The sequence below is a fragment of the Archangium violaceum genome (genome assembly GCF_016887565.1).
Classification (GTDB): domain Bacteria; phylum Myxococcota; class Myxococcia; order Myxococcales; family Myxococcaceae; genus Archangium; species Archangium violaceum_B.
This window is the reverse complement of record NZ_CP069396.1, coordinates 12,932,088-12,953,875: the sequence shown is the minus strand read 5'-3', so window position 1 is coordinate 12,953,875 and position 21,788 is coordinate 12,932,088. Positions and strand designations below refer to the sequence as shown.

Annotated in this window: 12 protein-coding genes; 6 read left to right on the top strand and 6 right to left on the bottom strand. The window is 69.9% G+C overall.

The window, feature by feature from the left end:
• Positions 1–129: 129 nt before the first annotated feature.
• Positions 130–1,542, top strand: coding sequence for a hypothetical protein (locus tag JRI60_RS51710; protein ID WP_204223552.1), 1,413 nt, complete (start codon positions 130–132; stop codon positions 1,540–1,542).
• Positions 1,543–1,577: 35 nt separating this feature from the next.
• On the top strand, positions 1,578–2,807 hold the full coding sequence (locus tag JRI60_RS51705; RefSeq protein WP_204223551.1) for an FKBP-type peptidyl-prolyl cis-trans isomerase: 1,230 nt from the start codon (positions 1,578–1,580) through the stop codon (positions 2,805–2,807).
• A 115-nt stretch (positions 2,808–2,922) separates the two neighbouring features.
• Here JRI60_RS51705 and JRI60_RS51700 read toward each other — a convergent pair whose 3' ends face one another.
• Positions 2,923–3,324, bottom strand: a complete 402-nt coding sequence (locus JRI60_RS51700) for a septal ring lytic transglycosylase RlpA family protein (RefSeq protein ID WP_204223550.1) — start codon at positions 3,322–3,324, stop codon at positions 2,923–2,925.
• A 1,019-nt stretch (positions 3,325–4,343) separates the two neighbouring features.
• Complete coding sequence (locus tag JRI60_RS51695) at positions 4,344–8,219, bottom strand: DEAD/DEAH box helicase (RefSeq protein WP_204223549.1); 3,876 nt, start codon at positions 8,217–8,219, stop codon at positions 4,344–4,346.
• A 263-nt stretch (positions 8,220–8,482) separates the two neighbouring features.
• Between JRI60_RS51695 and JRI60_RS51690 the strand changes: the two genes are divergently transcribed.
• The 3 genes from JRI60_RS51690 to JRI60_RS51680 all read left to right on the top strand — a co-directional run bounded on the left by JRI60_RS51690 (position 8,483) and on the right by JRI60_RS51680 (position 11,231).
• Positions 8,483–9,265 (top strand): alpha/beta fold hydrolase, encoded by a 783-nt coding sequence (locus tag JRI60_RS51690; protein ID WP_204223548.1) that lies wholly within the window; start codon positions 8,483–8,485, stop codon positions 9,263–9,265.
• Between the two features lie 137 nt (positions 9,266–9,402).
• Complete coding sequence (ypfJ, locus tag JRI60_RS51685; protein WP_204223547.1) at positions 9,403–10,275, top strand: KPN_02809 family neutral zinc metallopeptidase; 873 nt, start codon at positions 9,403–9,405, stop codon at positions 10,273–10,275.
• A 26-nt stretch (positions 10,276–10,301) separates the two neighbouring features.
• The gene (locus JRI60_RS51680; protein WP_204223546.1) at positions 10,302–11,231 is read left to right on the top strand and encodes a DUF72 domain-containing protein; all 930 of its coding nucleotides are present in this window, start codon (positions 10,302–10,304) and stop codon (positions 11,229–11,231) included.
• A gap of 7 nt (positions 11,232–11,238) precedes the next feature.
• Here the strand turns inward: JRI60_RS51680 and JRI60_RS51675 are convergent, their stop codons facing one another.
• The 4 genes from JRI60_RS51675 to JRI60_RS51660 all read right to left on the bottom strand — a co-directional run bounded on the left by JRI60_RS51675 (position 11,239) and on the right by JRI60_RS51660 (position 21,292).
• Entirely contained in the window at positions 11,239–14,232 is a 2,994-nt protein-coding gene (locus JRI60_RS51675) for a CHAT domain-containing tetratricopeptide repeat protein (protein WP_204223545.1), read from the bottom strand.
• 31 nt (positions 14,233–14,263) lie between these two features.
• Positions 14,264–15,328 carry an ADYC domain-containing protein gene (locus JRI60_RS51670; RefSeq protein ID WP_204223544.1) on the bottom strand — a complete coding sequence of 355 codons (1,065 nt, stop codon included), beginning with the start codon at positions 15,326–15,328 and terminating at the stop codon, positions 14,264–14,266.
• A gap of 125 nt (positions 15,329–15,453) precedes the next feature.
• Positions 15,454–19,269 (bottom strand): bifunctional serine/threonine-protein kinase/formylglycine-generating enzyme family protein, encoded by a 3,816-nt coding sequence (locus JRI60_RS51665; RefSeq protein ID WP_204223543.1) that lies wholly within the window; start codon positions 19,267–19,269, stop codon positions 15,454–15,456.
• A 67-nt stretch (positions 19,270–19,336) separates the two neighbouring features.
• Positions 19,337–21,292 carry a CHAT domain-containing protein gene (locus JRI60_RS51660; RefSeq protein WP_204223542.1) on the bottom strand — a complete coding sequence of 652 codons (1,956 nt, stop codon included), beginning with the start codon at positions 21,290–21,292 and terminating at the stop codon, positions 19,337–19,339.
• A 204-nt stretch (positions 21,293–21,496) separates the two neighbouring features.
• Between JRI60_RS51660 and JRI60_RS51655 the strand changes: the two genes are divergently transcribed.
• Positions 21,497–21,784, top strand: a complete 288-nt coding sequence (locus JRI60_RS51655; protein ID WP_204223541.1) for a hypothetical protein — start codon at positions 21,497–21,499, stop codon at positions 21,782–21,784.
• Positions 21,785–21,788: the final 4 nt, after the last annotated feature.

The following is a 21,788-nucleotide window of genomic DNA, read 5'->3' as shown; positions in this document are numbered from 1 at the left end:
GCCCTGGCACTCGTGAGGAGTGCCTGGGAAGGTTCGAGCCCTCGGGCACATCACATTCTCCGCGACGGTCCTCCGACGAGAAGAGCACGTGATTTTCCGCCGCTTTTCCCGGAGAGGGGGTCGCTCTTCATGCCTTCCTTCAAGCTGGGCCGTTGGTCTCCTCGGCGAGTCCTGGGCTCCGTGAAGAAGGCCGCGTCGTCCGCGGTCCGGGGCACCCGGAAGAAGGTGGTGTCCGCGGCCCGAAGCACTCGGAGGATCGTGTCGCGGCCGGCGCGTAGCATCATCAAGCGCGCGCCCGTGCGCCGGGCTCGGCAGGCGGTCTCTCGGACCCGGGCGGCCGTGCGCCAGGTACGCCAGACCGTGCGGACCAAGACCCGCCAGGGCGTGCGCAAGGTCGTCCGCAAGACTCGCGGTGCGGCGGGGCGTGTGGCACGTACGACCTCCAAGGCGCGGACGAAGGTGGGCACGACCGCGCGGCGGGCGGCGGAGCGCGTGGTGAAACACCCCGCCACCCGCGCGATCGGCCATGCCGGGGCGGTACACGGCCTCGGCCAGAGCGTGAAGCGTCTGGGCGGTGATGGTCTGAAGGCGGGTCGTGACATCCGCCGCGCGCTGCGCACGCGCAGTCTCTCGGACGCGGGCCGGGCCGTCCGCTCCACCGCGCGTGCCCTTGGCTCGGTGGGGAACGTGGTGGCGCAGGCGCCCGCGGCCCGCGACGCCGTGAGGGCGGGACAGCGGACCCTCCGCCGGAAGATGCCGGCCACGGTGGCTCGGCTGTCCGGGGTGGCCTCGCGAGCCTTGAACCGAAGTGGCCTGCGCCGGGGCGCGGGCGCGCTGCGACGGAAGGCGGGGGCCGTGGTGCGCCACCCCACCACCCGCGTGCTCCGCGGCGGATTGAGCACGGGGCGCCGGCTCGGCGGCCACTCCCGGAGGCTGCTCGGCTTCGGCACGAGGGGCGCCTTCCTGCCTGGACAGGCGCTCACGGCGTCTAAAGACATCCGCCACGCCTTGCGCACACGCGGCGAGAAGGCCGTGGACAAGGCCCTCGGTTCCACCCGGGATGTGCTCGTCTCGGCGCGTGACCTGGTGACGGATGCCCCCCTGGCGCGCAGGTCCGCGCGCGTGCTGGGTCGTGTCGCCCGCCGGAAAGCACCCAAGGTGTCCGAGCGGGTGAACCGGCAGGCCCAACAGCTCGCCCGCTCCAGTGGGGCCCGGTCCGTGAGCCGTGCCGCGCGGCAGGTGGGCTCGACGGCGGCCGTCAAGGCCGGGGCGCGCGTGGGAGGCAAGGCGCTGGGCCGCTTCGTCCCGGGCGCCAACGTCGCCATTGCCGGCGTGGATACCGCGGCCTTCGTCAACACCCTGCGCGACGAGAAGGCGAGCACCGGCAAGAAGGTGCTCGCGGGCGTTCGGGCCACGGGCTCCATCGTCGGTGCCACCAACGTCCCCGTCGTCAGTCAGGTGGGCGCCGCCATCTCCACGGGGGCAGACCTCGCCAGCGCCATCAAGCCGCCCAAGGTCGATCTACCGAAGCTGCCCTTCTGAGCGCGGGGAACCCGTGCGAGCGAGAGGATGAAGCCATGAGCAATCCATCCGACGGTAAGGCGGGAACGAAGGGCCAGAGTCCGGGCTCCAGCAAGGCCGCCCCCACCCAACAGGCGCGGAAGCAGCCCATCAAGCCGGAGCCGAAGCCGCCCCAGCAGGCGCAGAAGAAGAAGGAGCCGGTCGAGCAGCGGCAGGCGCCACCCCCGGCGAGCGCGTCAGGGCGTCAGCTCGTGCTGCCCGTGGTGCGGGCGCCCTCGCTCGACGACCTGCACGTCACCGTTCCGGCTCCCGAGGACATCACCGAGCAGGATGTGCTGGAGCGCTTCCACGAGCTGATGCTCGAGTACGCGCGGAAGAGGGAGCGGGCGCCAGGGGAGCCGGTGCGAATGGGAGACCTGGTGCTCCTGGAGACGCTGGGCTACGCCGAGGGGCGGCTCATCCCCTTCAGTGCGCGGAGCGAGCTGGAACTGGAGCTGGACGCTCAGGCTTTCCTCCCAGGCTTCAGCGAGGCGCTGGTGGGCACACCGGTCGGCGAGAACCGGGAGGTGGAGCTCACCCTGCCGGAGGACTACCCGGTGGAGGACCTGCGGGGCGTGAAGGCGACCTTCCTGGTGGACGTGTTGGGGGCCCAGGAGGTGACGCTGCCAGACCCGGAGAGCCAGGAGTTCATCCAGGAGCTCGAGCGCGGCCAGACGGTGGACAAGGTGATGGAGTCGATCGCGGACGACCTGGAGGAGGAGCTCGCCGAGGAGCTGTGGCTGGAGGCGAGGGAGCTCGTCATGGACGAGCTGGTGCGGAGGACCGGGGAGGTGTCCCTGCCACCCGAGTTGGTGGACGAGGAGATCCGTCGGCGGTGGGAGGAGGGAGAGCTGCCCCTGCTGCGGGCGAAGGACTTCGACGCGGACGAGTTGAAGGAGTCGCTCGACGGCTGGCTGGGCGACGCCTCCACGCGGCGGGAGGCGGAGCGGAGCCTGCGGATCGCGCTCGCCCTGAGGGCCATCGTGGAGCGGGACAAGCTCCAACTGACGCCGGAGAAGCTGGAGGCGCTCGTCGATGACGCGGTGGAGCCGTTCGGGCTGAGCCCGGAGGAGGCGCGCCAGGCGCTGGCGGATCCCCAGACAGCCGGGCCCATCCGGGATGCCGCCATGCACCTGCTGGCCGTGGACCATGTGATGGAGCACGCCCGCGTCGAGTTCGAGAGCGGGCCGGAGCCTTCCCCCGGCCGCCCGGCGGCGGATGAAGCAGGAGCGCCCGCCCCGGGCTGAGCGAGCCGTTCGCGTCGTCGTAGTCGTCGGCGGCGAGCGGCGAGGCGATCAGCAACCGGCACTGGCGCGTCAGGGGCGTGAGCGGGCCGCTGTCGTCTGAGGCGAGTCCATCAGGTCACCGGAGAATCTCGTACTGCACGGGGATGACACCGAGGTCGGGATTGGCGATCTGGATGAACGCGCCGTAGGTGAGGTCCAGGCAGGTCGAGCCGCCAAAGCCCCCACGGTCATTGATGGTCACGGTGACAGAGCGTCCCTGGTAGGTCACCTTGACCCGGGTGCCAAACGGCAGCGAGTTGTGTGCTGCCTTGAGCGCCCACCGGCTGAAGGGCTCACCGCTGGCGGTCGGCCATCCCTCGGGGATTTCGCCCTCGGCTCCGTACCAGGTCGCGTTGCAGGTGGCCAGGGCGCTCATCTGAGAGGCATTGGCGGACGGCACCACCAGGGTTCCCGTCAGGCCAAGCAGGCCCATGGTGGTCAAGGCAATGGCGGCTCGACGAACGAGAGTCTTGTTCATGCCAATCTCCAGTCTGGGTTTGAGAGAATTCGAGAGGGTCGGGCCTCTCTCTTTCGAGCGGAGACTCGACGCCCCCTATGGAGCCGAGGCCCATTTTTTCGGGTTTTATGCGGCGAAATGGAGCGCCCCCGCTGCCACCCGCGGGGGCTCGTCCCTCGAGCACGGCCGCGGCGAGGACCGGGCCGGAAGGGCCGGAATGGGAGGGGGTGGCTTTTTTACAGGATGCCTGTGCAATTGCCCTGGAGTCGCCCCTGGTCTCGTCCCCTATCTGCTTGAAATCACAGGAGCTTCAGGCCTCGCGGGAGGTCGGCACGGCGAATGCTAAAGCTCTTCCCCGTGGTCGACAGGGGTCGACGGAAGTTCGGGGCAGGTCGGGCAGTAAGGGGTAGGGCGGGTCGGGGCAGTAAGGGGCAGGGCGGGTTGGGGCAGTAAGGGGTAGGGCGGGTTGGGGCAGTAAGGGGTAGGGCGGGTTGGGGCAGGTCGGGCAGTAAGGGGTAGGGCGGGTTGGGGCAGTACGGGGTTGGGGTAGGGCGGGTTGGGCAGTACGGGGTTGGGGTAGGGCGGGTTGGGCAGTACGGGGTTGGGGTAGGGCGGGTTGGGGCAGTACGGGGTTGGGGCAGTACGGGTAGTACAGAGCAGTAAGGGGTAGGGCGGGTTGGGGCAGTAAAGGCTGTGACGAGCGGCGAAGGCCACTCGTGAAGCCGGCTCAGGGGTATGGGGATAGGGATTGGGGAGCCGGTCCTCGACGGCACAGTCAAGTCGCGAGGACCGGTTTGCCTGATCCATGATGAGCCACTGAGACACCACGAGTCATTGTTCGCATGCCGAGACCGGCGTGGCTTTCCGCGCCGCGCATGTCTCGGAGCGGAAGGTGTCTCTTGCCACTAAAAGGGGAGGTGCCCCGCCGTTCGCGCGTGTCGTGGCGCTCGACGTGGGCGACACGCGGAGAGGCTTCCGGGCGTGAAGCCGAGCAACTGGTCCGAGAGTCGGACCAGTTGGTGTGATTCGCATCAGGCCGGTCAGTGCACCATCCGGGGCGGCGCCTCTTCCCCGTCGTCGCCCGCATCGCGCGGAGAGTCGCCCCCCGCGAGCAGTGAGAGCAGATCCTTCGTCGTGAGCCGGGCCGCCACGTCGGTGCCCTCGAGCACCCCCGCCACCAGCGCGCGCTTGTCCGAGTGCAGCGAGAGGATCTGCTCCTCGATCGTCCCCCGGGCGATGAGCCGGTACACCGTCACCGGCTTCGTCTGACCGATGCGGTGCGCTCGATCCGTGGCCTGGTCCTCGACCGCCGGGTTCCACCACGGGTCCAGATGAATGACGTAGTCGGCCGCGGTGAGATTGATGCCCGTGCCGCCCGCCTTGAGCGAGATGAGGAACACCTCGCCCTCCCCATCCTGGAACGCCTGGATCCTCTTGGCCCGCGCGCCCGCCGGCGTCGAGCCATCGAGGTACAGGTACTTGAAGCCGGCGCGCCCCAGCTCCTCGCGGACGAGCTCCAGATGCGAGGTGAACTGGCTGAAGACGAGCGCCCGGTGCCCCTCGCTGCGCAGTTCCTCGAGCAGCTCCATCAGTCGCCGCATCTTCGACGAGGTCACGCTGGACTGTGAGTCGTAGAGCCGCGGATGCGACGCCAGCAGGCGCAGCCGGGTCAGTGCCGCGAGCACCTGGAAGCGCTGCTGCTCGTTGCGCAGCCCCTTGCCCTCGGTGCTCACCTCGGCGACCGCCGCCAGGCGCGCGTCCTCGTACAGCGTCCACTCCTCCTCGGAGAGCGCGACCGGGACCTGTATCTCCGTGCGCGAGGGCAGCTCGCGCGCCACCTCCTGCTTCGTGCGTCGCAGCAGGAAGGGCCGCAGCACACGAGAGAGCGCGGCTCGCGCATCGGGATCCTTCCCGCGTTCGATGGGCGCGGCGAAGCGCTCGCGGAACTGCTCCCAGCTCCCGAGCAGGCCCGGAAAGACGATGGTGTACAGACTCCACAGCTCGCCGAGGTGGTTCTCCAGCGGCGTGCCCGACAGGGCGATCCGGAACCCCGCCTGCAGCTGCCGCGCCGCGCGTGCGCGCCGCGTGTTCGGATTCTTGAGCGCCTGGGCCTCGTCGACCACGAGCGTGGAGAACGAGACCGCGCCGAGACTCGCCGCATCGCGCACGAGCAGTCCGTAGCTCACGATCAGCACGTCGTTCTTCTCGAGCCCCGTGAGGCACTTCGCCCGGTCGGCCTGGTCCGCGTAGAGCACCGGCCGGAGCCCCGGCGCGAAGCGTTCGAGCTCCTGCACCCAGTTGTAGGCGACCGACGTCGGCGCGAGCACGAGCGCGGGGCCGAGCCGCGCCCGGTCGAGCAGGATGGCGATGGCCTGCACCGTCTTCCCCAACCCCATGTCGTCGGCGAGGCACGCCCCCGCGCCCCAGGCGGCAACGCGGCTGAGCCACGCGTGCCCCTCCACCTGATAGTCCCGGAGCGTCGTCGCGAGCGCCTTGGGCGGCTTGGGCTTCAACGAGAGCGAGGTGGCAAGCCGCTCCGTCAGCAACCGCCACGCGGGAGCCGTCTTGACCTCCGCTCCCGCGTCGACGAGCGCGTTGATCGCCGGCACGGCTCCAGGGGAGAGCTCGACGCGGTTCTTGCCGATGAACGTGTGGTCCGACACCGCGAGCAGCCGCTGGCGCAACTTGTCACCGAGCTCCACCCAGCGATGGGCATCGACCCGGACGAAGCGCTTCTGCCTGCGCGCGGCATCGAGCAGCACGGCGAGCTCCAACCGGCCCGCTTCGATCTTCAGCTCGCCCGAAACGCCGAACCAGTCCCGCTTGCGCTCGATCTGCACCCGCAACGCCTCGGGGCCGACGGAGGAGGTGATGTGCGGCTTCTCGTCGAGCCACTCGACCTCGAGCCCGTTGGGGGGCTCGCGCAGCGCGGCCACGAGCCGCAGCGCGGCGTCCGTGTCACCGATGCGGAAGCAGTACGGAGGGCCTTCCTCCGCGTCCTCGAGCGGAAGCGAGGCGAGCGCGGCGCGTGCCCGCTCGTCCTCGCTCAGGAGCTGCCGGCGCACGTAGACGCGCTCCCCCCCGTGAGACAGGAGCACGTCCCTCGGTCCCACTCCGGGATGGAACAGCGGCGCGCCCTCTCCCGGACGCACGAGCAGCTCGAGCTCCAGCGACACGTCCGGCAGGAGCCGCAGCCGGACGACGGTGCGCGTCTCCGTCGTCAGCTCGCGGCCCTTGAGCGTGTGCGGCACCACGAGCGGAAGGCGTGCCTCGAGCCGCGACAGCCGTTCGAGCAGCTGCTCGTGGCTCTCGGGGGGGAACCGGTCGCCGTGCTTCTCGAGCACGTTCCACATCTGCCGCGCCTCCTCGTTCACGTCGATGAGGAGGCACCGCGCGCGTTGCTCCTCGACGGTGAACAGCGGCTCTCCTGGAGCGAACGTCCGGAGCAGGGTGCCCAGCAGCTTCGGATTGAAGCGCTCTCCCTCCACCGAGGGCTCCAGACGGATGTGGTCCTCGGCGGCGAGGGCGGTGAAGCCGAGCCGGACGCGCTTCACCTCGAGCGGCTCGTCCGGACGGAGCTCCACCACGACCCGGGGATGACCGGCGAGCGCGAGGAAGGCCCGCGAGGGGTACGTTCCCGCGGCCCGCGAGGCGGGAGCCCATGAGGCGAGGTGCTCGGCGATTCGAAGATCCGCTTCGGACAGCAGCTCCCGGTGCTCCTCGAGCAGCCGGGCCGCCGTCATCCGCGCGCCCGTGCTGAGCGTTCCGCGACGCGTCTGCTTCTTCACGAGCGGAGAGACGGTGAGCGTTCCGAGCTCGTGCTCGATGCACCACCACACCTCGATGGAGGCGCGAGGCTTCGCGGCCGCGGCCTCGAAGAGCTCGAGCTCCTTGAGCGCACGGGCCCAGCTCGGGCGGAGGAGCTCATCGGCGAGCGCACGGGCCTCGGCGGCACGCGGGGGACTGTCGAGCAGGTCCAGGGTCGTGTCGATCAACGCGAGGACGTGCGTGCAGCCGCGTTGCCGGGCGGCGCAGTTGCACTCCGCCTGTCCCGCGCCACCACCGGGGAAGGTCAGCCGCGCGGAGACGCTCACGGTGGAGTAGTCGGGGCCGGAGCGGACCACGCGGTCGCGCTCCTTCCACGTCAGCGCGCAGGCCTGGGCGTCGAAGCTCCAGGTGCCCAGTGCGCGGCGCTCGCGGGAGCGCGGGGAGGCCTGGGCGCGGAGGGGGCGCCGCAGCTCGAGCAGACGCGACCAGAGCGGAGCGAGCGCGGCGTCCGGGTGGAGTTCGCGGCGCGCGGCCTCCTCCGTGAAGGCCTGCTGGACCGAGGTGGCTTCGGCATTCAGGTAGTCCCAGGCCGCTTCGGGGATGGCCGTCTCGAGCCCTCTTCCGCGAGCGCCGCCGTGGCGCAGCGCACCTTCGCGCGAGCCGACGTCGCGGAGGGCAAGGCCGTTCAGGGCGTACCGGAGCCCGTTTCGCTGGGGCTCGTTGATGGGGAGATCCGGGAGGAGGACCTCGGCGGAGACGGAGAGCGCGTACTGGACGTGGTGTGCCTCCGCCCAGTGCTCGAGGTCCTTGCGCGTGGAGAAGGGACCTTCCCCCGAGGGCATCTCGTCGAGCGGGTCGGGCGTCTCGGGAACCTGGCCGCGCTGGGCGAGGAACGAGAGGCCGAGCGCGACGGCGTGCTTGCAGACGCCATCCCACGCCGGACACGTGCAGTGGGCCACGATGGACCCGCGCGGAGCGGACACCCGGACGCGGTATTGCTGTGTTCCCGAGACGAGTCCCTCGAGGGCATCGTTCTCGAGGACGCACGAGAGGACACGGCCCTCGCGCCAGTAGGCTTCGCCGCGGGCGAACGCGTTTCCAGCGGTGGCACGGAGGTTCTCGGCGGTGAGCAGCGCGGGCAGAGACACGGGCGGCGGACTCTAACCGCGAAGCCTCGCCAGGCCGACACTTCTCGCATGGGGGCTCTTCGCCTGCTCGGCTGCCCCTGGGCCCTCCAGAACGCGCCGCGCTCCAGGGCACGGGTCACCCTCGCGCCGAGGCCTGTGTGGCGCGGGTGGTCGTTACCGAACGTCCGGTGGCACCCGAGGACCCGGACCGCTGTACGGCCTTGAGGGAGTAGTTCAGGCTCGCACGAAGGCCCTTTCCATACCGGGGGCCGGGAGCCGTGACGATGAAGAGCAAGGGCCCGAAGATGACGGCCGTCCCTGGACCCGCGGGACGGCTGATGGCGACAGTGGAGGGCGACGGCGGCATTCCCGTCCTCTTCGTGCACGACCTCGCCGGCGATCGGTCGCACTGGGCCGAGACGCAGCACGGCCTGGCGACCCTCAGCGTCGCGTTCGACCTGCGCGGGATGGGCGAGAGCGGTGGTGCCCATGGCCCCTTCGGCGTGGAGGCGGCGGTGGAGGATGTCGCCGCCGTCGCCGACGCGCTGGTCCCCGAGAAGTTCCTCCTGGTGGGCCACGGCTTCGGGGCCGCGGTGGCCGGTGCCTTCGCCGCGTACTACCCCGAGCGGCTCTGCGGGCTCCTCTACGTCGAGGCGGCGGGCGACCTGCGCCAGAAGCCCAAGGCCGAGGCGGACGCCTGGCTCGAGAACTTCAGCGAAGCGAAGTATGGGGCCTTCCACGAACACTGGCTGGCGCCGCTGCTCCTCGAGGCGAAGGAGACGACGCGCGTGCTGGTGATGAAGACGCTGCGCACCTCGCGGCGGGAAGCCATCGCCGGAAACCAGGAGTCGCTCTTCGGCCACGACCCGAACGAGGCCTTCGAGCGCTTCACGGGGCCCACTCACGCGCTGGTGGCGGCCACCGGCCCGGAGACGCTGGTGGCCCAGCGGCCCACCCTGTCTCGCTCCGTTGCGCCGCACGCCAGTCACTGGCTGATGCTGGACTCGCCACAGTGGTTCCACGGAGAACTGGTCCGCTTCCTCGGCCGGTGCAAGCACGGTCACTGAACCCTCTCCTCCCTCCTGTCGAAGCGGAGTGCCCCCTCGCTCGCCCTCCATCCGCCCGGGCGGGCGGTGGGTGGTCGATGCCGTGTGCCTCGCTGCCTACCTTGGTGCGAGCGAGGTATTCGTCAGGAGGGGGCCGGATGAAGTGGCAAGGGGGTCGTCGCAGCTCGAACATCGAGGACCGGCGCGGCATGCGCGCGGGGCGTCCGCTGGCGGTCGGGGGCGGCGCCGGGGCGCTGGTGTTGGCGCTCTTGTTCATGCTGTTCGGTGGTGACCCCGAGCAGCTCCCGTCCGGCTCGAGCGGCCCCTCGGGGCAGGTGGGCATCGGCGGCTCGGGAGCGCAGGTGGATCCCGCGCAGGCGGAGCTCGAGGACTTCGTCTCCGTCATCCTCGCGGACACCGAGGACACCTGGCCCGACCTGCTCGCGTCCCAGGGCGTGCGCTATGCCGAGCCGCGCCTGGTCCTCTTCTCGGACGCGGTGGAGTCCTCCTGCGGCTTCCAGGAGAGCGCGGTGGGTCCCTTCTACTGTCCGTTGGACCAGCGCGTGTACCTGGACCTCACCTTCTTCAACGAGCTCGACCGCCGCTTCGACGCTCCCGGTGACTTCGCTCGTGCCTACGTGGTGGCGCACGAGGTGGGTCACCATGTGCAGAACCTGCTCGGCATCTCCGACAAGGTTCATTCGATGCGCGGCCGGATGGGACAGGCGGACGCCAACGCCCTGTCCGTGCTGCAGGAGCTGCAAGCGGATTGCTTCGCCGGCATCTGGGCCCACCATGCGCAGCGACAGCGCCAGGTGCTCGAGGCTGGGGACGTCGAGGAGGGCCTGAACGCGGCCTCGGCCATCGGTGACGACACGCTGCAGCGACGCGCGAGCGGCCGGGTCATGCCCGAGTCCTTCACCCATGGCTCCTCCGAGCAGCGCGTCAGGTGGTTCCGCCGCGGGCTCGAGCAGGGCACCCTCGAGGCGTGCGACACCTTCGGCGCGGCGTCCGGCAAGAAGGGACGTTGAGCCGGCCACCGCTCTAGAGGCCACACGTGACAGAGGCGGAGGCGGAGCGTCAGCGGATCCTCGAACGACGGGCGCGGCGGCAGGCCCGGCGGGAGCAGCAACGGGCGCAGAACGTCGGCCGCGCGAAGCGGATGCACGAGGCCCGTCTGGCCTACGAGCGGGAGCTGGCCGAGGAGGGCGTTTCCTCCGGGAAGGTGGCCAGGCCGGGGCCACGAGGCGAGCGGACGGAGATTCACGTCGGCTGCTCGGGGTGGTTCTACTGGCACTGGCGGGATGGCTTCTACCCGCCGGGGATGCCGAGCAGCCGGTGGTTCGAGCACTACGCCGACCAATTCAAGACGGTGGAGCTCAACGCCCCGTTCTACTCCTGGCCCACGGTGGCGACGGTGAACACGTGGCTGCGGCAGGCGGGGCGGCGGAAGTTCCTCTACACCGTGAAGGTGTCGGAGCTCATCACGCACGTGAAGCGGTTCTCCGGAACGAAGACGCTCGTGCGGGACTTCGGGCACATCGCGGACCTCCTCGGCCCGCGCATGGGGTGCTTCCTCTTCCAGTTGCCGCCCAGCTACCACTACACGCCGGCACGGTTGAAGACGATCCTCGCCCAGCTGGATCCCTCGCGGCGCAACGTGGTGGAGTTTCGTCACAAGAGCTGGTGGAACGAGCGGGTGTTCGACGCCTTCCGGGAGGCGAAGGCGGTCTTCTGCTCGTGCAGCGGCCCGCGGTTGCCGGATGAGCTGGTGCGCACGGCGGACGACGTGTACGTGCGCTTCCACGGGACGAAGCGGTGGTACCGCCACGACTACTCGAAGGAGGAGCTGGCGGTATGGGTCCGGCGCATCCGCGAGAGCGGGGCGAAGCGCGTCTGGGCGTACTTCAACAACGATCGGGAGTGCTACGCCATCAAGAACGCGCGGGAGCTCCTCCGGCAGTTGAAGCGGGGCGGCGAACGGTGAAGTGAGCTCATGTTCCACCCGGCGCGGAGAGCCCCGCGAGCTCCGTGGAGACAGGGGGCAGGTGAAGAGGAAGAGGGGCGGGGAGGCGCAGAGGGGAGTCGCTGCCCAGGGCGATGAAGGGAGCCCAGTAGTGAGGATGGGGATGGGACTGGCGTAGGGAGCGCATGGCCTGTCGCAGTGCCTCCGCGCGACCCGAGCCGGCCAGGAGGTGGCGGTAGTAGGACTCCATGAGGAGGCGGGTGGAGTCATCGTTGACCTTCCACAGGCTCATGACGACGGTCTCCGCGCCAGCGATGACGAGGGAGCGGCGCAGGCCATAGACCCCCTGGCCGAGCTTGACGTCACCGCGGCCGGTATCGCAGGCGGAGAGGACGACGAGCTGGGTGCCCCACAGGTCGAGGCTGGCCAATTCCAGAGCGGTGACGAGGGAGTTGCCAGAGCGGGGCTGGGAGGATTCAGGAGAGGAGGGCGCAAGGGATTGCGCGCCGGTGAGGACGAGGCCGGAGCGCAGCAGGGGGTCGGGCGGAGGAGGCGCGGGGGAGCCGCCACTGCTGGAAGCGACGAGGGCGCGTGAGCCGGAGGGAGAGGAGGAGTCCTCGAGGAAGAAGCCGTGAGTGGCGATGTGGAGGACGGCGGGGGCGGGCAGTTGGAGCAGACGCTGCTTGGTGGCCGCCGTGCCGAGGAAGAGCTGGGCCTGGGGAAGCAGGTGCTGGATGGCCTGGGCCTCCTGGCGAGTGCCGGGAAGAGGAGGCCAGGGTTGGTTGGCCAGGTCTGCCCGGAGAGTGGAGAAGAAGCCCTCCAGAGAAGCGGAGCGCTGGGCAATCGCAGACGCTTCCACGGGAGAGGCGGTCGAGGTGGCCGGTGGTGAGCCGAAGGATGGGTCGGCGAGGACAACGACGGAATCAGAGGCGGTGTTGTCCTGGGGGCGAGGCAACAGGTCCTTGCCCGAGGTGAGGTAGGAGAAGTCGAAGGAGTCGAGGAGGAAGGAAGTGCCGTCGTGGAGCGCGGCGAAGGGCACCAGGGCCAGCTGCCCGTCCGGGGCGAGGAAGAGGCGGCGCGTGGAGCCCAGGAGCGGCAGCAGGGGCTTGAAGGCGAGCGCGTAGAGCGCCTGGGAAGCAGAGAGGTAGGCGCCGTCGCGTTCGGCGAAGGCATTGCTCAGATGGGCGGCAGCACTGTCGATGGAAGCAGCGGGGCCGAGATCGATGGCACGGATGCGAGCATCCGGAAAAAGAACCAAGGCCAGGTAGCGCGGCTGGGAGGGCCGCTTTGATGGGGGAGTGCCGGGCTTGGGAACGAGAGGCCGGTTCGTGTAGGCAACGAACTCGACGAGAGCGCTGTCCTTGGGGAGGGCAGCGGCGACCCGGTCGACGATGTCGTCGGGCGCGGGAAGAGCGGACAGGGCGCGCAGGGGCGTCGAGTGCCTGGCCAGGTTGGTTTCGAGCGCATCGCCCTGGTCGGCCAGGTCCTTCAGGTTCCTCTGGTAGTCAGCAGGAGCGCGCGAGCCAGGGCCTTGGAGCGAGAGGGAGGCGAGCTGGGTGCGCAGGGCGCGCAGGCGCTCGAAGGTCTCGCGGTCCTGGGGGCCGAGGCCGCGCAGGATGGCGCGGGAGGTGCTGGAGGTCTCCTCGATGGAGCGGCCCTTGCGAAGAAGCACGGCGGAGAGGGCCAGACGCTGAACGTGTGTGTTACCCGGGTGAGCGTGCAGCAGGGCGTAGAGGACCTCCTCCTTGGTGCGGAGATGTTGGAGGAAGTCCGCCAGGCGGGACTCGGAGAAGCCGAGGGCCTCCTGGCGCAGGCGTTGCTCGGAGAGGGAGAAAGCACGCGTCAGCAGCGGCAGTGCGTCGGCGAGGCGGTGCTGGGCAAGGCGCAGTTGAGCCAGGTCGTTGAGGGACTCGGCGACGTCGGGATGTCGCAGGCCGAGGGCGGCTTCCCGAATGGAGAGAGAGCGCTGATAGAAGGGCTCGGCCCGAGCGTACAATCCCTGCTCCTTGTAGAGGGTGGCGAGGGTGTTGAGCGTGTGGGCGACGTCGGGATGTTGCAGGCCGAGGGCTGCTTCCAGCCTGGCGAGTGCGCGCTGGACGCGGGGCTCGTCGACCCGGTTGTACAATCCCTGCGCGATGTAGACGTTGGCGAGGTTGTTGATGGCAGTGGCGACGTCTGGATGGTGCTCGCCGAGGGAGGCTTCCCGAATGGAGAGAGCGCGCTGATAGAAGGGCTCGGCCCGGTCATACAACCCTTGATTGAAGTAGAGACCGGCGAGGTTGTTGAGCGAGATGGCGACGTCTGGATGGTGCTTGCCGAGGGAGGCTTCCTGAATGGAGAGAGTGCGCTGATAGAAGGGCTCGGCCCGAGCGTACAATCCCTGCGCGATGTAGAGGGTGGCGAGATTGTTGAGCACGAGGGTGATGTTTGGATGGTGCTCGCCGAGGGAGGCTTCCAGGCTGGCGAGAGAGCGCTGAAAGAGGGGCTCGGCCCGGTCGGATAATCCCTGCGAAGTGTAGAGGGCGGCGAGCATGTTGAGCGCGAAGGCGACGTTTGGATGGTGCTCGCCGAGGGAGGCTTCATGAATGACGAGAGCGCGCTGGATGAGAGGCTCGGCTCGGTCATACAACCCCTGCATGAAGTAGAGGGCGGCGAGAGTGTCGAGCGTCTGGGCGACGTTGGGATGGTGCTCACCGAGGGTTGCTTCGTAAATGGCGAGAGCGCGCTGGATGAGAGGCTCGGCCCGCTCGAAATCCCCATGCAGCAGAGAGAGCCTGCCCAGATGCTTCAGGCAAGAAGCCACCTGTGGATGTGTGCCGCCGAGCACGGTTTCTCGCAAGGTGAGCGCATGTTCGCCTTTCACCAGGGCCTCGGCGTACTTGCCGGCCCTTTGCAGCTTATCCGCCTCGTCCAACGCGGCCCGTGCCTCCACCAGCCGCGCATCCGTGGGCTCCACGCCGGCATCGCCTCCGGCGGCACTGCACAAGACGACCAGCGTCATCCATCCAATCACTCGCCACATGGCATTCCTCCAGGGGTCGTCGACCGCGGGACTACTGGCCCCCGGCCTGAGCCGTGGCGCCCTTCTGGCCTTCGTACGAGCGGTTGCGCAGCATCACCGTCTCCACGTTGAGGTCCGCGCGCCTCGCGGTGCAGCGGTCCTCCTGCCCCAACTCCACCGGCTCGCCCACGTGGAAGCGTCCCGGGCACTCCTTGAGGATCGTCTCCAGCGCCCGCCCATCCCGGGTGCGCGAGAGACACGTGGCCCCGTCAGGCCCCCAGGCCGCCTCGAAGGAGGCGCGCGCCGGATCCCATCCCGCGGAGGCCTCCCGGGTCATCGAGAGCACGCCCACCCTGTCATAGATGTCGATGATGGTGCCGTCGTGCGTGTGACTCCGGCCGTTGCCGCAGTAGTCCGCGCGAGCCATGCGGGTGCAGGCCTGGTGCAGCTCCGCCAGGGATTGTCCGCCTCGGCTGGCCCAGGGTTTGTAACCCCAGCGGATGCACTTGGTGATGACGCCGGTCTCACACGCCAGGGTCAGCTTGCCCGACACGTCGTGGTGCGCCCCGCTGGCGTCCCACACACCGCCCACCGCCATCGCCCGCGGGTCCGTCACGGTGTCGTTGGCCACGCACGGGTTCTCCCACTCCTGCGCCACCGGGTTCCACGCCTCGACGCGGTACCACACCATGTCCGGATCCTCGGGGGCGGGCTCGGCTCCGCACAGGGCGACCTCCACGGGCTTGCCCTGACTGGAGGTGCCCTGGAGCACGGTGCCCACCAGACTGGTGGCCGACTGGGGCGAGGCCACCAGGTGCCCGTTCTCCAGCCGCAGGCTCTTCACGCTGGCATCGGTGAGGAGCGGGGTGCTCAGGTCGACCGACACGAGCACGCTGCTCCGCTCGTCGCCCTGCTGCTTGGACTTCCACGTCGACCGGGTGCCCCACAGCGCCGTTCCCTGGGGCATCCGGCCGCGGTCCGAAGCATGGCTCTGGCAGCGGCGCGCGTACCGCTCGGCCTTGGACACCGGGGTCACCGGGGCCGGGCTCGCGGAGAACGCGGGCGCGGTGAACAGCAGACACACCGAGGCGACAAGGGACTTGTTCCAAGCGTTCATGAAGGCACCTCTCCGTTGGATGGGGGCGACATGCCCATCTGCGGATGAAGTACCAACAGGAGCGCGGATGGGCTGTGCGCGCTCTCACTTGCTTCGTGTGACGGCGCTCACGACCCCTGGCCGTGTCAGCGCGTGGAGACCGATGCGCAGACGCGCACGCCGATCGTGGCGTCGCGTTGGGTGGGCTCGCCCGCCGAGCGGTTGGCCACGAGCGCGACGAGCCCGTCGTAGTACCAGGCCCCACCGCGCAGGGCGATACGCCCGAGCTCCGGTGTCACGGGCCGTGTGAGCTCGTACGCGTTGCCGGCCATGTCGACGAGTCCGAAGGGGCTCGTCGACACCGGGTAGGAGCCGACCATGTCGGGCCCGAAGGCCTTGGGCTGCCGGTCGTACGTCGTGTCGATGTTGGCATCCTCGGGCAGGAGCCGGTCCCCATGCGGGTACTCGCGGCCGTCGGCGCCCCGGGCGGCGCGCTCCCACTCGTGCTCGCCGCACAAGCGCGCCCCTGGCAGACGTCCCGAGCGGTCCAGCCAGAAGAAATAGCCCACCAGGTCCTCGGCGGAGACACCGGAGAGGGGAAACAGGCGCCAGTCGGCGGTGTCGCGTTGGGGGCGGGCGGAGTAACGGAAGGTCTCTCCCTCCCGAGCGGTGAGGACGTCGTCGGACGCGCGATGGAAGGAGAAGACCCAGCCCGCGCCGCGCTGATGCCGCAGGGTGATCGCCCCGAAGGCGCCCATGCGTGGCTGCTCGAGGAGGCGTCTGGCCGCCGCGTCCGGCGGGAGGCTGTCCAGGTAGGTCACCCAATCGCCGAAGGTCACCTCCGTCCGGCCGATCAGGTATCCCTCGTCGAAGCAGGAGCGGTGCAGGGGGGTGCTGTGCAAGAACTTGCGGATCTTCTCCGGCTCGGCGGTGCCCAGCAGGAAGCAGCCGGGCGGGATGTAGGCGTAGCCGGAAGGCACGCGGGTGGGGAGCACGAGGTGGACGCGCTCGCTCTTGCCCCGGGTGAGGAGCAGGGGCAGGCCGACCGGAGCGCGGCCGGGCAGGGTGAGGTGGAGGAGATAGGAGCCCGCGGGCAGCTGCGCGCGGGTGAGGGGCGTCGGGCCGAGGTTCGGGCCAGGCTCGAGGCGCAGCACCCCTCGCGCGTCCGGGAGGTAGCGCTCGACCTGGATGCTCGCCCCCGGGGGCTCGGTCACGAGCTCGAGCTCGGCCGGGGCCGAGAGCCGCTGCCTCCACTTGTCCCCGTCGCCCGCGCGGTCGATCAACTGCTTCAGGCGCCGCATCAGCTCGTCGCGCGCTTGCTGCTGGTGGAAGTCCTCGGCCAGGAGCATGCGCTCATGGGTGACCTCGATGAGGAGCCGTCGCGCCTCCCCATGACCGTACTCACGCTCGAGCGCCTTCTCGAGGGATTGGTCGGCGCTGACCAGGGCCGTGTTGCTCTTCTCGAGCAGGTCGAGCGCCTCGGCCCACCGTCGTTCGGCGCTCTGCCAGAGCTCGTGAGGGCTGGAGGAGGCTACCGGGCTGAAGGACGCGGGAGACCGGTTGTCGAACAGCGCGAGCGCCTCCTCGCGCCGGGCCCGGGCCTGCTCTCCCAGGGCGCGGCCCTCGTCGAGCGCTTGCTTCGCGGTGCCCATCGCCGCGGCGACGAAGCGCGCGTCCTCGCGGTACGCCTGCAGGCGCAACCCTCCATAGAGGGCGGCGAGGGAGAGCACCCCGAGGAGCACGGCCAGGGTCTGGCCCCACCGCTGGAGGCTCAAGGCACGGCGAGAGGCCTGCAGGAAGGCGTGCTCACGGGGGCCCAGGCTCGTGGGCGCGAGCGGGCGTGTCTCGTCGAGCTGCCGCTGCCCCCACAGGGCGTCCCTGGCGTGTCCCAATCGCTCCCACTCGGCGCTCGCCTCCTCCACGCGCTGGCGCACCGCGCGATGGCCGATGTCGTCGTCGAGCCAGTTGCGCAACGTGCCCCAGCTGGTGATGAGCGAGTCATGGGCGATGCCGTAGCGGGCCTTGCCACCCGTGGTCCTGGCGTGGAGGAGCCGGCCCTCGATGAGCGCGTGAAGGGCGGCGCGGGAGGCGTCGTCCGAGGCCGCGACGAGCTCCTCCTCACCGCGCTCTCCGCGCGTGCCCTCCGCGGTCACGAGCTGGAGGAGCAGCCGCCGTGCCGCCTGTTGCTCGGCCGGGCGCAGACTCGCGAGCACCCCGTCGGCGTGCCGCGACAGCGCTCCGGCCACGCCGCCCATCTCGTCGAGCGCCGCCCGGGTGATGCGGGCCTGCGCCGGGTTGCGCCGCTCCCACAGCTCGGCGAGCGCGAACTGGAGCAGGGGCAGGCTGCCCATGCCTTGCGCCGTGGAGGCGACGAGCGTCTGGAGGAGCTCCTCGGACTCGAAGACCACGCCGCGGCCGCGCGCCGGGCCGACGATGGCCTCGCGCACCCCCTCGGGGGACATGGGACGGAGGATGTAGAGCGCCCGCTCGGCCTCGTCGCCCAGGCCGGGCAGGGCGCACACGCGCGTGAGGAAGTCGCCGCGCACCGCCAGCAGCACGCGCACCCCCACCGAGGGCAGGGCGAGCTCTTGGAGGATGCGGGCGAAGCGCACCGCCTGGCTGGACTCGGCCAGCGTGATGAGCTCCTCGAGCTGGTCGACGAAGAGGAGCAGGCCGCGCTTGCCCGGGTACGCCTCGCGCAGTGTCTGGCCGAGCCAGTGCGGGGTGTCCGTCAGGGCGGTGAGGAACTCCGACTCCTTCCTGCCGAGCAGTGGCGCGAGCGCGGCGGCGAGGGCCTGGAGCGGCCGGTGACCGGGCCAGAGCGTGACCGTGTAGACTTCACGGCCCTCGTCCACGGCGTTGGCGGCTGCCCGGGGGAGCACCCCGGCACGGCACAGCGAGGACTTGCCGACCCCGGAGTCTCCCGCGACGAGCGTCAGGGATTGGTTGCGCAAGCGCTCGAGCACGGTGCGGATGTCGGCGTCGCGTCCGAAGAAGAGCGCCCGATGCTCGGCCTCGAAGGGCGCCAGGCCCCGGTAGGGATTGCCCTCGGCGAGCGGCGTGGCGGCGTGGAGCTGCTCGAGTCGCTCCAGGGCCTCGCGCAGCAGGTCGGCCGAGGCGAAGCGTTCGGCCGGGTCGGGCGCGAGGCACCGCAGGATGATGGCCGCGAAGTCCGGATCCACGCCCCGCTCGAATTCGGGCTTGGGGTTCTTCTCCGGAGAGGCACGACGCGGGAGCCTGCCCGTGCACAGCTTGTAGAGGGTCAGGCCGAGCGAATAGAGGTCGCTCTGGGGGGTGGCCGGCGCGCCGCGGAGGACCTCGGGCGCCATGTAGTGGGGCGTGCCCGCGGGCGGGTGCGCACCGGCGGAGCGCGAGGACTCGCCCGGCTCGAACTGCTCGGCCAGCCCGAAGTCGAGCAGCTTCACCTCGCCCCCATCGGTGACCAGGGCGTTGGAGGGCTTGATGTCCCGGTGGAGCACGCCCTGCCGGTGGGCCGCCGCGAGCCCCCGGGCCAGGCCCACGCCGAGCGTGAGGACCCGCCGCCAGGGAATGGGGAGGGCGAGCTCCGCGAGGGTCCGGCCGGCGACGTACTCGGAGACGATGTACGGGTGGTCGCCGACCGCGCCGACGCGAAACACGGTGACGACGTTGGGGTGCTGCAGGCGGGCGATGGCGCGCGCCTCCGTCTCGAAGTACTCGCGCACCAGGGGCTCGGGTTGGCCCGAGGCGATGAACTTCACCGCGACGGGGCGTCCCAGGGAGGTGTCGTGGGCGAGATAGACGACGCCCATGCCACCGCGAGCGAGCATGCGCTCCAGGCGGAACTCGTTGAACTCGGTGGGGGGAGTCCAGGTCTCCGCCGGTGGCGGGGGTGTGTTGGGCGTGGGAGACGCTTTCGGGTCGAGCCCGGCAATCGTCTCGGTCCGGTCCTCCGGAGCGTCCTTCGCATTTGGCGGACCCATGGAATCGATGACCTCAGTCTTTCAGAATCCGTTGAGCCAAGTCGAGCGGCCCATACCGGGCAGCCGGTCAGCAGAAAGCAGCCGGGCAGGCTTGCCGTTCACGGTGGTCCGGGTCCATCGAACGCAGAGGCGTATCCCGGCCCAGCGCGATGAAGGGGGCCCAGTAGTAGGGGTGGGGTCGAGTCCCGCGCAGGGCGCGCATGGCCTCGCGCAGGGCCTCGGCCCGGCCCTTACCGGCACGCAGGTGGTGGTAGTAGTCCTCCATGAGCAGGCGGGTGGTCTCGTCGTTGACCTTCCAGAGGCTCGACACCACCGTCTCCGCGCCCGCGATGAAGAGCGCGCGGCGCAGGCCGTAGATGCCCTGCCCGAGCTTGACGTCGCCTCGGCCCGTGTCGCAGGCGGAGAGGACGACGAGCTGCGTGCCCCAGAGGTCGAGGCTGGCGAGCTCGAGCGCGGTGACCAGGGTGCCAGAGCTGTTGGAGGCCGCCGCGTGGGTGTTGGCGAGGACCAGGCCGGAGCGGAGCAGTGGATCAGTCGGGTTCCGCGAGGAGATGCCGCCCCCGAGGGCGCCGACGTGGATGAGGGCACGGGCACCCTCGGGAGCCGCGGTGTTCTCCTGGAAGAAGCCATGGGTGGCGATGTGGAGGACCCCGGGTGCGGCCTGCTGGAGCAGGCGCTCCTTGGTCGCCTCGGGGCCGAGGAAGAGCTGGGCCTGGGGCATCAGACGCTGGATGGCCAGGGCTTCATGGCGGGTGCCGGGGATGGGAGCCCAGCGGTATTCGGTCGGGGACGTGTGTGGCGTGGAGGGCGGGGCCTCGAGGAGTGGATCCGCCATGACGACGACCGAGCGTGAAGGCGGGGGAGACTGGGGGCGGGGCAGCAGGTCCCTGCCAGAGGTGAGATAGGAGAGGTCGAAGGACTCGATGAGGAAGTGGTGGCCATCGTGCAGCGCATCGAAGGGGACCAGGCCGAGCTGGCCGTCTGGCGCGATGAAGAGGCGGCGGACATCGCCCAGGAGTGGCAGCAGCGGTTGGAACGCCAGGGCGTAGAGGGTCTGGGCGGGGAGCTGGTAGGCGGCATCACGGCTGGCGAGGGCGTTGCACAGGTCCGAGGTGGCCAGGTCGATGGGCGCCGCGGGTCCCAGGTCGAGGGCGCGGGTGCGTCCACTGGGAAAGAGCACCAGGACCAGGTAGCGGAGCTGACCGGAGTCCTCCGCGTAGGCGACGAACTCGACGAGGGCCGCTTCCTGGGGGAGGGCGGCGGCGACACGCTTGACCATTTCGGCGGGAGGCGGAAGGGCGATGAGCGCGCGCAGGGGGGCCGCACGCCTGGCGAGGGCGGTCTCACGCATGTCGGCCTGGGAGGCGAGCTCCTCGAGGCGCCGTTGGTACTCGGAGGGGGGAAGCAGGCCGGGGCCCCGGAGCGTCAGCGTGGCGAACTGGGAGCGCAGGGCGCGCAGTTGCTCGAAGTGCTCGCGGTCCTGGGCGCCGAGGTCGTGGTTGAGGATGCGAGAGGTGTTGGCGGTCTCCTCGATGGAGCGGCCCTTGCGCAGCAGCACGGCGGTCAGGGCCAGGTGCCGCACGCGCGCATCGTCCGGATGGGCCCGGAGCAGGGCATGGATTCGCGCTTCATCGTTCCGGAGGAGGTGCAGGAGACTGGTGTGGCGGGACTCGGAGAGGTCGAGCGCCTCGGTGCGCAGGTATTGCTCGGAGAGGGTGAAGGCGCGCTCGAGGAGCGGTCTGGCATGGGCTGCTTTTCTTTGCCGCAGGAAGATCTCGCCCAGCTGGTTGAGGCTCGCGGCCACCTCGGAATGATTGTCACCCAGCGTGGCCTCACGCAGCGTGAGCGCATGTTGGCTGTGATTGAGGGCCTCGGTGTACCTGCCGGTCTCGATGAGCCAGTTGGCCTTGTCGAACGCCGCCCGCGCCTCCAGCAGCCTGGCCTTCGCTCGCTCCTCTTCGGCCGCGGTGTTCGCGGCATGAACCAGGGCGGCCAATACCATCCATCCGAGCGCTCGCCACATGTCATCCCCCCCCGTGTGCCTCGAGGCTGCTGCCCCTCGAGAATTGGGTGATGATGAAAAATTACAGTGGGCGCGCGAGTGGCGCTGTGAGGGTCATCACTGTCTTTGTATGAGATTGCTCACCAGCGGACGCGCACGCCTGTGCGAAAAGAGTATCGTCCGTATGTGCTCACGCCGTTTCCTTCCCAGCCTGGAGATTCCAGCATGAAGAAGCTCATTGCCGTCTTCTCATTCGTCGCCAGTACCGCCTTCGCCGCTCCGCCATCCGACACGAAGACTCCTGCCCCGGTCCAGAAGGCTGGCACCGCCAAGGTCGAGGGCACCCAGGGGAAGTCCGATGCCATGAATACGGCGACTGCTCAGCCCGGGGCGAACGACTCCGTCGCGGCGGAGGAGAGCAGCGGGGAAGGCGGCAAGGGGAAGGGAAAAGGCAAGGGAAAGGGAAAAGGCAAGGGGAAGGGAAAGGGAAAGGAAGAGGGACAGGAGGAGTAGAAAC

Excerpts from the sequence above, each read along its gene's own strand:
- JRI60_RS51700 (WP_204223550.1), bottom strand. The coding sequence starts at position 3,324 with ATGAACAAGACTCTCGTTCGTCGAGCCGCCATTGCCTTGACCACCATG.
- JRI60_RS51655 (WP_204223541.1), top strand. The coding sequence starts at position 21,497 with ATGAAGAAGCTCATTGCCGTCTTCTCATTCGTCGCCAGTACCGCCTTC.
- JRI60_RS51705 (WP_204223551.1), top strand. The coding sequence starts at position 1,578 with ATGAGCAATCCATCCGACGGTAAGGCGGGAACGAAGGGCCAGAGTCCG.
- JRI60_RS51675 (WP_204223545.1), bottom strand. The coding sequence starts at position 14,232 with ATGTGGCGAGTGATTGGATGGATGACGCTGGTCGTCTTGTGCAGTGCC.
- JRI60_RS51710 (WP_204223552.1), top strand. The coding sequence starts at position 130 with ATGCCTTCCTTCAAGCTGGGCCGTTGGTCTCCTCGGCGAGTCCTGGGC.
- JRI60_RS51660 (WP_204223542.1), bottom strand. The coding sequence starts at position 21,292 with ATGTGGCGAGCGCTCGGATGGATGGTATTGGCCGCCCTGGTTCATGCC.
- JRI60_RS51665 (WP_204223543.1), bottom strand. The coding sequence starts at position 19,269 with ATGGGTCCGCCAAATGCGAAGGACGCTCCGGAGGACCGGACCGAGACG.
- JRI60_RS51690 (WP_204223548.1), top strand. The coding sequence starts at position 8,483 with ATGAAGAGCAAGGGCCCGAAGATGACGGCCGTCCCTGGACCCGCGGGA.
- JRI60_RS51670 (WP_204223544.1), bottom strand. The coding sequence starts at position 15,328 with ATGAACGCTTGGAACAAGTCCCTTGTCGCCTCGGTGTGTCTGCTGTTC.
- ypfJ (WP_204223547.1), top strand. The coding sequence starts at position 9,403 with ATGAAGTGGCAAGGGGGTCGTCGCAGCTCGAACATCGAGGACCGGCGC.